Genomic DNA, 12,075 nt, shown 5'->3' with positions numbered 1-12,075 from the left:
CTCGCCTGGTCCATATGGCGAAGAAGAAGCCAAGCTCGAGCCCGCATCAGCCATTACAGACGCCGAGGACATCCTGAAGTGTCGTTGCAGTACTAAGACCGGAACTCGTCGTCCTGGAGAACGTCGCCGCCCTGCGCCTACGGGGCCTCGACACCGTCCTCGCCGACCTGCGATCCGCGGCGAGGGCGGAGTGGTGGGTGTGGTGTTCACGTCGGGTCCGGGCGGCGCAGGACGATGACGTCCTCGTGGACGATGAGGTGTTGCGGGCTGCCCGCCGTGCGGGCGTCGCGGACGTTCTTGAGGGCGAAGAAGGTGGGTCGGGCGACGAGTTCGCCGTCGCGGAGTCCGCCCAGGAGGGCGACGCAGCGCTCGACCGGGGTCAGGCCGGCGTTCTCGCCGGCGGTGATGGTCTCCGCGGGGAGGTCGACGAGTTCGCCGAGGCGGCGCCAGGGGCGGGTGGTGATCACGACGTGGCCGCCGGGGCGCAGAACGGTCCGGCAGGCGGACAGGATGCGGGTGAAGGCGGCCAGGAGGTCGGGTCCGGTGTTGGCGAGGTTGCCCCGGTCGCGGTGGTCGGGCCCGTAGGTGTCGGCGTATTTGGCGATCTTGGGGGTGCCGGTGTCGCGGGTGGTGAGGATCTGGCCGTGGACGGACGCCCCGTACGGTGGCGAGGTGACGACCAGCGCGACCCGCCCGCGCATGTCCCGGGGGAGGAGATGTTCGAGGCGGCGGGCGTCGCCGTTGATCACGACGGCCCGACCACCCGCGCCCTGTTGGGTGGCGAGGCGGGTGTTGGCGGCGGCGATCTCGGCCCAGTGGGCCTCGTATTCGATGCCGACGCCCACGCGGCCCTGGTGCATGGCTTCGACGAGGGTGGTGCCGATCCCGCACATCGGGTCCAGCACGAGGTCGCCGGGGCGGGTGTAGTGGGTGACGGCGTGGGCGGCGATCGCGGGCAGCATCTTCGCGGGGTGGCCCACGGATTCGGGGACGTAGCGGCCGCGCCGCTGCGCGGGGCCGGTGGTTTGCGCGGTCGCCCAGATCGACGCCGGCGGCCGGCGCATCCCCGCGGGCGCGGGTGTGGGGGTGTGGGTCACGGGGTGTATTCCGTTCGTTCGAACAGCAGCACGTCGGTGTGGACCACGTCGTGCCGGTAGGGGTCGACGTGGCCGGCAAGCGGGGTGTGGGGGACGAGTCGGTCGGTGTCGAGGTGGGCGTGGACGACGATCAGGTGCTGCAGGTGGCGCCAGTCGCACATGCGGGCCTCGCGCGCGGCGGGCCCGCAGCGGTCGATCAGCCGCCCGTCGGGGGCGTGTCGTGGGGGGATGGCGATCGCGGCGTAGGCGGTGTGTCCGGGGGCGGCGGGCACGCGGGCCAGGAGGCGGCGGACGATGCGGGCGGTCCGCGCCGGCGCTTCCGGACGGTCGACGTTGTCGAGGTTGCCGAGGTCGGCGACGACGAGCAGTCGGGTTCCGGGCGCGGGGCGGGGGAGCGGCGTGTGATCCCCGGGCCGTACGCGCACGGCCGTCACGGCGGCGGCGGCGGTGGTGACGTGCCGGCACAGGCGTTCGTGGGCCCACTGCGGGAGGAGGTCCCGCGTCGGGTCGTGGGCCACGGGCGCGGCCGATTCGGACGCGGTGGTGGGGCCGGGGTTGGGGGTGGGGGCGAGCCAGACGGTGACGGGGACGTCGATCCCGGGCGGGGGCGCCTTGGGGCGTCGCACCCGGGGGAGTTTCGGTGGTCCGGTGGGGCGGGGGGAGGTGGTGTTGCGCATCGGGAATCGGCGGTGGCCTGTGGAGGGCCCGGCCGTTTCGCGCTGACACCCGTAATGGAGTCGCCGGGGCCCCGCTGCGACACCGACCGGGGAATCCGCCGCGCCATCCGCACCCGGCCGCGACGCGAATCGGCGGGTGAGCGACGGGCGTTGCCGCAGGTCGGGGCGTGATGTGCACCCTGCGAGCACCCCACGAGCACCCCACGAGCACCCCCGTACGCGCTCCGCCGACGACCGCGTTCCCGCAGGGCAGCCACCCGAGGGCGTGACGTGGGCCGGGCCGGTCGTGGATCCCACGTCCGGCCGTGACGGGTGGCGCCGCCGGCGGTCGGCGCCGGAAGGGGCGGGGCCGTCCCGGCACGCGTGTCGCGTTTCGAACGGGCCCCGACGTCGGGTGTCGGTGCAGGTGGGGCGGTGATGTGCACCCTGCGAGCACCCTCACCTGAGGCCCGATCCGCCCGCGAGCGTGGGGGTGTCGCCCGGGCACCCGGCGAGCACCCTCCAGGTGTCGGCCGGTGCGGCCCGCTGGGGTGCTCGCAGGGTGCTCGGGTGGTCGGTGACATGGCGATGTCACCGCACCCGTTCACTCGTCGGGAGTCGTCATGTCGTCCACCCGTTCCACCGCCGCGCCCTCACCGGGCCCGGCGGGTCCCATGCAGACCCTCGAGGCCACCTTCCGCGCGTTGACCCGGGGCCCGCGTCCCCTGTCCCTGCCGGCGGAGGTGGTGGGGTCGGTGATGGAGGTGGCGCCCGGGCGGCGGCGCGTGCCACTTGACCGCATCCGCGCACAGCTGCGCGGCGAGCGGGCGCAGGCGGTGGCGGAGGTGGTGTGGCCGGAGTTGATCCGGCGGGCGCAGCGCCCCCACGCGCGGCAGTGGATGGTCGCCGCCGCCGCGATGGCGGCGCCGAGCCTGCGCCGGTTGATCGCCCGCCGGTCCTGGCGCGGGCTCGTGGAACGCGCCGATCTGGAACAGGAGATGCTCGGCGCGTTCCTCCAGACCCTGTTGTCCGCGGATCCGGATGATCCGCGGGCGTATCACGGGTTGCGGCGGGCGGCGGATCTGGCCGCGTATCACCTGATCGAGGACGCCCGGCGGCACGCCCACAACACCGTCGCCCTCGCGGACGCCGAACACCCCGAGCCGGCCACCGCGCCGGGAGCCGAGTCGGTGACCGTGCCGGGGCCGGACGAGACCTCGGGCCCCGGGGTGTTGGAGCGTGCGGTGCGGGCGCAAGTGGTCACCGCCGAGGAGGCGGAGTTGATCGCGGTCACCCGCGTCGACGGGGTCGCGGTGCGGGTGTTGACGGGCGGCCATCCGGCGCGGATGCGTGCCGCCTACCGGCGCCGCAGGGCCGCCGAACACCGCCTCAGGAAGGCGATCGAGGCCGAATCGATCTGAAGCGCGGCCGCGGTCGTGCGCGATGCCGTGCCGGTTCGCGTGTCGCGGACGGTGCCGTTCGACTCCATTACCGATGAAGGACGGGTCCCGGGTCTCGGGGGCCGTCGCCACGGTCCGTCCGGCGGGTGGTGTGCCGTCTCGCGCTGACACCCGAGCCCCGCCCCACCCCCCGCGAGGAGGAGGTGGCCCGGAGAGCCCCACCCGCCGACGGACCCCGAACACCCCCACGCACGCCCACACACAGCACTCCGCCGCGCCTGAACGGGCGTTCCCGGCCCCGAGCCCGCCCCCGCTTTGTTTTGGAGGAATCGTGCATCACCGTCTCCGCCGTCCGCCCGTGCCGCCGCCCTCGGCACCCCCGCCCGCCGTGTGGTCGTCTCGTGTTCCGGTGCCGCGTCGGCGTGCGCCGGGGCGTCACCGCCGTCCGGCGTGGTGGCATCCGCTCGTGTCGTGGGAGTTCGCCGCGACGGTCTCGTTCATTGCCGTGTTGCTGGTGGTGTTCGGGCCGGATCCGGCGTTCGCGGTGAACAACATCCCCACGGTGATCAACAACACCCGCAACTGGCTGATGGGCATCCTCGGCGGCCTGGCGATCCTGTTCCTGACCGTCGGCGGCGTGCGCTATTTGATGGCCGGCGGTGATCCCGGTGAGATCGAGAAGGCCAAGAACGCGTTCAAGGCGGCCGCGATCGGTTTCTGCCTGGCGGTGTTGGCGCCGGTGATCCTCGCGGTCCTGCAGGGCATCGTCGGCGGGCCCGGGCCCACCACCGGTCCCGAACCGCCCAAGCCCGAACCTGCGCCGACGACCCTGAACGCGCTCGGCCCCCCGCGCGCCGTCCACGCCTGATGGCCGCCGCCGGGCATCCCGAGGCCGGGCCGAACGGGCGCGGGGATCGCGGCGGGCCGCGCCGGTGGACCGGCCTCCTCACGCTGGCGGCGCTGTTCCTGGTCGTGGGCGCGGCGTTGTGCGCGGTGGCGGCCTCGGCGTCCGCCGCCCCCCTAACCGCCCGCGCGGCCGGCGAACGCCCGCCCGCGGTCGCGGGCCTGCCCCGGCAACCCGCCCCCACCGTGCCGCCCACCACCCCCACCACACCCGCGACACCCCCGAACACGAATGCGCCCACCACCCCTTCCACGTCGCCTCCGACCGCCCCCGCCCCGCCGGATCCTCCGGCCGCCCCGACCGCGCCGCCGGGGACGAACGCGCCCCCCGCCGGTCCGCCGGGGAGCGATCCGCTGACGCCCGCGCAGTGGTGGGACCCCCGGGACTGGGACATCCCCGGTGTCGGCAACCCGTTGGACGTGCCGGGGTTGTTGTGGGACGCGGTCGGCAAGTTCCTCGGCCGGCTCGTCGGCCAGGCCGCGCAGCCGCTGCTGACGCTGCTCGGCAAGACGTTGCTGCACACTCCCGACGTGGCGGCGAACGGGCCGCTGTACGACCTGTGGTCCAGGAATCTGGTGTTGGCCGGGTCGCTGTACGGGCTCCTCATCCTCGCCGGCGGCGTGCTGGTGATGACGCACGAGAGTGTGCAGACCCGCTACGCCCTCAAGGACATTGCCCCGCGTCTGGTCGCGGGGTTGGTCGCGGCCGCGGTGTCGATGGAGGTGATGAGTCGGGCTATCGGCCTGTCGAACGCCCTCGCGGAGGCGGTCCTGGGCGAGGGCATCGACGGGGCGGGTGTGGCCCAGCAGTTGATCTCCCCGATGTTCAACCCCGGCAACGCCCTGTACCTGATCGTCATGGCGCTCGTCGCCCTGGTGCTGCTGGCCGGGCTGCTGCTCGGGTTCGTCATCCGGATCATGCTGGTGATGCTGCTCGCGGCGGTGGCGCCGATCGCGCTGGCGGGTCATGCCACACCGATGACGGAGGGGATGGCCCGCATGTGGTGGCGGGCGTTCGTCGGCACCCTGGTCATGCAGGTCGCGCAGTCGATGACGCTGATCGTGGGCCTGCGCGTGATGTACGCCAAGGGCAACACCCTTTTCGGAGGAGCGCCCTCCGGTGACGGCCTGCCGGCGATGCTGACCGGGATCGCCCTGTTCTGGGTGCTGTTGAAAATCCCCGGCTGGGTCGGCAGGTCGGTGTTCGCCGGCACGCCGATGACGAGCCCGCGCCCGGGGTCGGGCCTGGTGGGTCGCATGATCAGGACGGTCGCGTCCGCGTACGTGCTGGGCCGGGTCTCGGATCGGTTCGGCGGCCGCGGCGGCGGGGGTTCCACGCGCCTGAGCACGGGTCTGGGCAGCCGCCTGGGACGTCACCTGGCCGGCCGCGGCCCTGGTGCCGGGCCGGGTGGGGGAGGACCCCGTCGCCGTCCCGGCGGCCCCGGCAGGGGGCCGGGTGGCCGGGGCGGGCGCGGCGGTCCGGCCGGCGGTGCCGGCGGTGGTGGGCGTCCGGTCGGGCGGGATCCGTTGCAGCCCTGGCCGTGGTGGGCGCGAGGCGATGGCCGGCACCGGCGCCCGGGACCCATCGGCCCCGAAACCGACCCCGCCCGCCCGCCGACCGGACGGCACCGCCTTCCGGCGGGGCGACACAAACGCCCCGGCGTCCCCGGCCCCGAGACGAACCCCGCGGGGCGGCCGGCCGGGCGCCACCGGCGGCCCGCACCGGGCGAGCACCCCTCGACCGCTCCACGCACGCCCCCGCGCCCGAAGACACCGTCGCCCGGCCGACGCCCACCCCGACCCACCCGCCCACCACGCCCGAGCACAGCCCCATCGGCCACACCCGGCACGGCCGAACGCGCCGCGGCCCCGGCCCGGCGACCCGCCCCGTCGGCACAGCGGCAGGTTCCGCCGCGGCCCCGCCGCGCGAGTGCGCCTGCGCGCCCTGTCGTGCCTGCTCGTCGCCCGGACCCGCCGCGTGACGTCGCCCCGACGAGCCGGCCCGCGCGCGTCGTCGAGCCGACGCATCGGCTTCCCGCGTCCGCCGACGTCGAGCCGCCGAACCGGCCGCCCGACTCGATCTCGGGGCGTTCGATGCCGTCGCCTCGTCGCCCGCCGGCCTCCACCCGGCTTCCGCTCGACGACCCCGACCCGTGACCGCCCGCCGCCGCCGACGACGGCGAACCCCTTGCCCGTGTCCGCGTCTTGGAGGACCCGTGACCCGTACCGCACCGGACGAGGACGCGTATGAGAGCGTCCGTATCCCCGCCGACATCGAGAAGGAGGACAAGCTCCTCGGCCCGTTGACGGCCCGACAGTTGACGATCTTCGCCGTTGCCGCGCTCGTGGTGTGGGGCGGGCACCTGGCCACCCGCGCCTGGATGGCGCTGCCCGTGTACGCGGCCCTCGTCGCACCGACCGCGGTGTTGCTGGTGGCGGTGGTCATGGGTCGGCGCGACGGGGTGGGCCTGGACGCGTGGTTGCGGTCGGGCCTGCGCTACCTGCGCAGCCCCAAACGCCTCGCCCCGCCCCCCGACCCGGACACCGGCCGCGACGACGTGCTCCCGGACTGGGTGAACCCCGAATGGGATCTCCACCGGGTCGCCCCGCCGCCCGCGCCGCTGAGCACCCCGGTGCGCGAGGTCGCGGACGGCGGCGTCGTCGACTTGGGCGCCGACGGCCACGCGTCCCTCGCGGCCTGCTCGACCGTCAACCTCGCCCTGCGGACCCCGGCCGAACAGCAGGCTCTGCTCGGTGTGTTCGGCCGGTTCCTCAACCAGCTCACCGGGCCCACGCAGATCGTGGTGCGTGCCGAGCGCATGGACCTGCAGCCCTACCTGCGGGCACTGCGCGAGCGCGCCCCGGGCCTGCCGCACCCGGCGCTGGAGGAATCCGCCCTCGCCCACGCCACGTTCGTGGAAGACCTGGCGGCCGACCGCGACCTGCTGGTGCGCCAGGTCCTCCTCGTCCAGCGCGAGCCGGGCCGCCCCAACGGACGCGCCCACCAGCGCGTCGCCGAGGCCGCCCGCGCGCTGGGCGGAGCCGGTGTCACGGTCACCGCCCTCGACGCCCCACGCGTCCGCGCGGCGATCGCCGGCGCCGCCGACCCCGACCAACCATCCGATGTCGGGCTGCAGATCTCCTCCGGGGCCACCGTCGTCGGCGCCCCCGGTGCACGACCCGCCGGAGCCGACGTACGACCCGGCCGACAAGGACCCGCGGACATCGCGACCTCACGGGAGGAAACCGTGAAGCTGCCGATTCGACTCCCATGGTCAGGGCGTCGCTGTCATGATGGGACCGCCGGCGTGCCGTCGGACGGCGAGGATGCGGGAACCCCGCGCGAGTTGTTGCCGGACGCGGTCGTGGTCCGTCCGCGGATGCTCGGCGTCGGCGGGCACCTCGCCTCCACGTTGGTGGTCACCGGCTACCCGGCCGAGGTCGGCCCCGGTTGGCTGGAGCCCCTTCTCGCGTACCCGGGGCGCCTGGACGTGGCGCTGCACGTCGAACCGGTTCCCGCGAACATCGCCACCCAGCGGCTGCGCAAGCAGCGCGCCCGGCTGGAGTCCACCCGCCGCCACGACGCCGACAAGGGCCGCCTGGACGATCCCGAGACCGAGGCTGCCGCCGACGCCGCCGCCGATCTCGCCTACCGGGTCGCGAAGGGCGAGGGAAAGTTGTTCCGCGTGGGCCTGTACCTGACCGTCCACGCGGACGACGAGGCGATGTTGGGGGAGGAGTTGGCGGCGGTCGCCGCCATCGCCGAGTCCCTGCTCCTGCGCACGGTGCCGGTGACGTTCCGGTCCCTGCAGGGCTGGCTGTCCACCCTGCCGCTCGGCGTGGACTTGGTGGGGGTGCGCCGCACCATGGACACCGCCGCCCTCGCCGCGGCGTTCCCCCTCGCGTCCCCCGACCTGCCCACGCCCGACCCCGCGGACGCCGCCGCCCCCACCGGAGGTGTGCTCTACGGCGTCAACACCATGAGTTCGGGTCTGGTGATCTGGGACCGGTGGGCCCAGCCGAACCACAACTCGGTCACCCTGGCCCGCAGCGGCGCCGGCAAGTCGTACCTGACGAAACTCGAACTCCTGCGGAGCCTGCACACCGGTGTCGAGGCGATGGTCATCGACCCCGAGGGCGAATACACCCGCCTGGCCCGCGCGGTCGGCGGCACGATCCTCACCCCCGGCGCGCCCGGGGTGTGCATCAACCCATTCGACCTGCCGCCCGTCCCGCGCCGCCGCCGCCGCGGCAACGGCGAGGCGACCGGCGGGGACGTCCTCACCCGGCGGGCGTTGTTCGTCCACACGCTCCTGGCGGTCCTGCTCGGCGGCACCGTCACCGCGGCCGAACGCGCGGTCCTGGACACGGCGATCATGGGCGCCTATCGCACTGCGGGCATCACGGCCGATCCGCGCACGTGGGCGCGGCCCGCGCCGTTGTTGTTCGATCTGCAGACTGCGTTGGTCGATGCCGACTCCGACGTCGCGCACGATCTCGCCGCCCGTCTGGCCCCCTACACCACCGGCACCCACCGCTCCTTGTTCGAGGGCCCCACCACGACCCGCCCGGACGGGCATCTGGTGGTGTGGAACCTGCGCGAGTTGCCCGACGAGCTCAAGCCCGTGGGCATGTTGTTGACGTTGGACGCGATCTGGCGCCGGGTCACCGACCCGACGCTGCGGCGCCGCCGCCTGGTCGTGGTCGACGAGGCGTGGCTGTTGATGCGCGAGAGCGAGGGCGGCCGGTTCCTGTTCCGCATGGCCAAGGCGGCCCGCAAATACTGGGCCGGCCTTGCCGTGGTGTCCCAGGACGCCGACGACGTCCTCGGTTCCGACCTCGGCCGCGCGGTCGTCGCCAACTCCGCCACCCAGATCCTCCTGCGCCAGGCCCCGCAGGCGGTCGACCACATCGCCGACACCTTCGACCTCTCCGCCGGGGAGCGGGACTTCCTGCTGAGCGCCGACCAGGGCGAGGGCCTCCTGCTCGCGGGTGTCGCCAGCAGGGTCTCGTTCGTGGCGCTGGCCGCCGACGCCGAACACGCCCTGATCACCACCGACCCCGGCGAACTCGCCTACGACCGCGATCCGGACGCGGTCCTCGACATCGACCACGACCCGGACGACGAAGGCAACTACGGCGACACGGGCGACGGCTTCGACGAGTTCGGGAGCTTCACGGACGAGGAGTTCGACGACGACCCCGACGGTTCTCTCGCCGGGGCGAAGCCCCTCGCCGACCCCGACGACGCCGGCGCGGACAGCGATCGGGACGAGGAGCCCTGGCCCGACTTCGACGGGATCGATCCAGACCTGGGCCCGGCCGACGGGGGCGCCGTTGCATTCCCCGCCTCCCCGACCGCGACCACGACCGGTCCCGCGCCGGACGCCGCCGGCGACAGTTCGCGCCGGCGTGCCGGTCGTTCCGACTCCGCCCGCAGGGCGCCTCGATGAGCCCCGTGGGCGCGACGGGCCCGGTGACCCCGTCGCCTTCACCGACGGGAGCGGTGCCCGACGGTGGCCCGTTGGGCCGGTTCGTCACCTCGCCCGGCATGTGGTGGTCGCACATCGCCGACACCGCCGAAGTTGCCGCAACCACGCGCGCGTTCGTCACCTTCCCCCTCGTGCTCGCCTGTCTCCTGATCGTGGCGGGTGCGCGGGGTCGGGTGCGGCGGTGGCGGCACGAGCGCTGGGCCCGGGACGCGCGGTGCATCACGATCCTGGCGCCGCCGCGCGTGGACCCCTCCGGCGGCGAGGCCCTGTGGCGGCAGCTGTCGGGGCTGGCCCACCCGTGGTGGAAGCGTCTCGTGTATGGCCAGTTCCATCTCGGGTTCGAGTACGCCTGGAACGCCACCGGACTGACCATCCGCCTGTGGCTGCCCGGCCTGGTCCCGGAATCCTTGGTCCGCCGCGCGGTTCAGGGTGCCTGGCCCGGCGCCCACACCACCACCGAACCGGCCGAACCCGCGCTTACGCCGGGCCACGTCGCCGTCGCAGGTGCCCTGCGCCTGGCGCGCCCGGAAGTGTTGCCGCTACGGGACCGGCACGACGCCGACCCTCTGCGCGGCCTGCTCCAGGCCGCGACCGGCATGTCCGGCGAACAACGCGCACTCGTGCAGATCCTCGCCCGCCCCGCCACCGGCATCCGCCTGCGCAAAGCCCGAGCCGCCGCCCGCCGCCTCAAGGCCGGACAACATCCAGGAGGCCGGCCCGCAGCCCTGCGCGCCCTGGCCACCCACGGGCCCGCTCGTTCCGCGACCGACAAGGCCGACCCCGCCCACACCCTCGAAGTCCGCCACGCCGCGGCCAAACTCGCCGGCCCCCAATGGGCCGTCGCCATCCGCTACGCCGCCACCACTCCACCCGCCAACACCCCACCCGCCAACACCCCATCCGCCACCGCCCTGGGCAAGCTGAGCGACGCACCGCCCGAGGCGATCCTGATGGGGCGGGTGCACGCGCTGGCGACGACGTTCGCGATCCACTCGTGGGAGAACTGGCTCACCCGCACCCGCCTGCGCCACCCCGACCGCGTCATCGCGCCGCGTCGTTTCGACGGGCCGGGTTCGTTGTTGTCGGTGCCCGAACTCGCCGCGCTGGCCCACCTCCCCTTGGACGCCGATGCGCCGGGCCTCGCCCGGGCGGGCGCGCGCTCGGTGATCCCGCCCGCGCAGATCCCCACCCCCCGCCCGGGCGGCGACGTCAAACCCCTGGGCATCTCCGACGCTGGCCACCCCCGCGCCGTGGGGTTGAACGTGCGCGACGGCCGCCAACACCTGCACGTCGTCGGTGCCACCGGCTCCGGCAAATCCACCCTCCTGGCGAACCTGATCGACGACGACGTGCGCCGCGGCCGCGGAGTGGTGGTCATCGACCCCAAGGGCGACCTGATCACCGACCTGCTGCATCGCCTGCCCGCGTCCGCGGCGGATCGCCTCGTGGTCATCGACCCCGACGACCCCCACACCCCGCCGAGCCTGAACGTCCTCGAGGGCGACGACATCGACGTCGTCGTCGACAACATCACCGGGATCTTCCGCCGGATCTTCTCCAGCTTCTGGGGCCCGCGCACCGACGACATCATGCGCGCCACCTGCCTGACCCTGATGCGCCGCGCCGCCGCCACCGGTGACGTCGTCACCCTCGCCGACGTGCCCCGCCTGCTGGGCGAGCCCGCCTACAGGGCGCGGCTGATCCCCACGGTCAAGGACCCGGTTCTGCGCGGATTCTGGACCTGGTACGAATCCATGTCCGAACCCAGCCGCGCCGCCGTCATCGGACCCGTGCAAAACAAGCTCAGAGCGTTCCTGCTGCGGGGCTTCGTGCGCCAGACCATCGCCGCCGGCCCGTCGACGTTCGACTTCGACCGGGTCCTCGACGGCGGAATCTGCCTGGTCCGCGTTCCGAAGGGCGCGCTGGGGGAGGAGACGACGCGCCTGCTGGGGTCGTTCGTCGTCGGGAAGGTGTGGCAGGCCGCGGCCCGTCGCTCCCGCGTTCCCGAACACGACCGCATCGACGCCTCCCTCGTGGTCGACGAGTGCCACAATTTCCTCACCTTGCCGTATCCACTGGAGGACATGCTCGCCGAGGCCCGCGGCTACCGACTGAGCATGGTGCTGGCCCACCAGAACCTCGCGCAACTGCCCGCCGACCTGCGCGAGGGCATCTCAGCGAATGCCCGCAACAAGGTGTTCTTCCAGGCCAGTCCCGAGGACGCCCGGGCCCTGGAGCGCCACGTGCGGCCCAATCTCGGCGACCACGACCTCGCGCAGCTTGGCGCCTACCAGGTCGCCGCACGTCTGCTCGTCGACGGCGCCTCCACCCCCGCGTTCACCCTCACCACCCGCCCCGCCCGCAACCCCGTCCCCGGCCGCGCCAAAGCCCTGCGCGCCGCGGCCCACCGCCGCGTCGGCGGCACCGACGACCCCACCACCGGCTGAACCCCACCACCCGAACCCCGGCGCATTCCGAACTCCCCCTCCCGCAGTCAACCCCAACTCCCGGCCCCCGAACCGACCCA

Annotated in this window: 7 protein-coding genes; 5 read left to right on the top strand and 2 right to left on the bottom strand. The window is 74.1% G+C overall.

Features of this window, described 5'->3' with window-relative positions:
• Window positions 1-206: 206 nt before the first annotated feature.
• Both ACH4XV_RS40610 and ACH4XV_RS40605 read right to left on the bottom strand, forming a co-directional pair.
• Complete coding sequence (locus tag ACH4XV_RS40610) at window positions 207-1,097, bottom strand: TRM11 family SAM-dependent methyltransferase (RefSeq protein ID WP_395798313.1); 891 nt, start codon at window positions 1,095-1,097, stop codon at window positions 207-209.
• Window positions 1,094-1,723, bottom strand: a complete 630-nt coding sequence (locus ACH4XV_RS40605; RefSeq protein ID WP_395798311.1) for a hypothetical protein — start codon at window positions 1,721-1,723, stop codon at window positions 1,094-1,096. Before ACH4XV_RS40605 ends, ACH4XV_RS40610 begins: the two co-directional genes overlap by 4 nt.
• Before the next feature lie 653 nt (window positions 1,724-2,376).
• Here ACH4XV_RS40605 and ACH4XV_RS40600 point away from each other — a divergent pair.
• The 5 genes from ACH4XV_RS40600 to ACH4XV_RS40580 all read left to right on the top strand — a co-directional run bounded on the left by ACH4XV_RS40600 (window position 2,377) and on the right by ACH4XV_RS40580 (window position 11,995).
• Complete coding sequence (locus ACH4XV_RS40600; RefSeq protein WP_395798309.1) at window positions 2,377-3,174, top strand: hypothetical protein; 798 nt, start codon at window positions 2,377-2,379, stop codon at window positions 3,172-3,174.
• 445 nt (window positions 3,175-3,619) lie between these two features.
• Window positions 3,620-4,021: a pilin gene (locus ACH4XV_RS40595; RefSeq protein ID WP_395798307.1), complete on the top strand. Its 402-nt coding sequence runs from the start codon at window positions 3,620-3,622 to the stop codon at window positions 4,019-4,021.
• A complete protein-coding gene (locus tag ACH4XV_RS40590) occupies window positions 4,021-6,213 on the top strand; it encodes a hypothetical protein (protein ID WP_395798305.1) in 2,193 nt (730 codons plus the stop codon). Before ACH4XV_RS40595 ends, ACH4XV_RS40590 begins: the two co-directional genes overlap by 1 nt.
• Before the next feature lie 59 nt (window positions 6,214-6,272).
• Window positions 6,273-9,509 (top strand): PrgI family mobile element protein, encoded by a 3,237-nt coding sequence (locus ACH4XV_RS40585; RefSeq protein ID WP_395798303.1) that lies wholly within the window; start codon window positions 6,273-6,275, stop codon window positions 9,507-9,509.
• 71 nt (window positions 9,510-9,580) lie between these two features.
• The gene (locus ACH4XV_RS40580) at window positions 9,581-11,995 is read left to right on the top strand and encodes a type IV secretory system conjugative DNA transfer family protein (protein WP_395798301.1); all 2,415 of its coding nucleotides are present in this window, start codon (window positions 9,581-9,583) and stop codon (window positions 11,993-11,995) included.
• Window positions 11,996-12,075 lie beyond the last annotated feature (80 nt).

The organism is Embleya sp. NPDC020630, from assembly GCF_044334985.1.
GTDB lineage: Bacteria > Actinomycetota > Actinomycetes > Streptomycetales > Streptomycetaceae > Embleya.
This window is presented reverse-complemented; position numbering and strand designations above follow the sequence as displayed.

Bases quoted from the DNA above. Each gene is read 5' to 3' on its own strand.
- ACH4XV_RS40600 (WP_395798309.1), top strand. From the start codon at position 2,377: ATGTCGTCCACCCGTTCCACCGCCGCGCCCTCACCGGGCCCGGCGGGT.
- ACH4XV_RS40590 (WP_395798305.1), top strand. From the start codon at position 4,021: ATGGCCGCCGCCGGGCATCCCGAGGCCGGGCCGAACGGGCGCGGGGAT.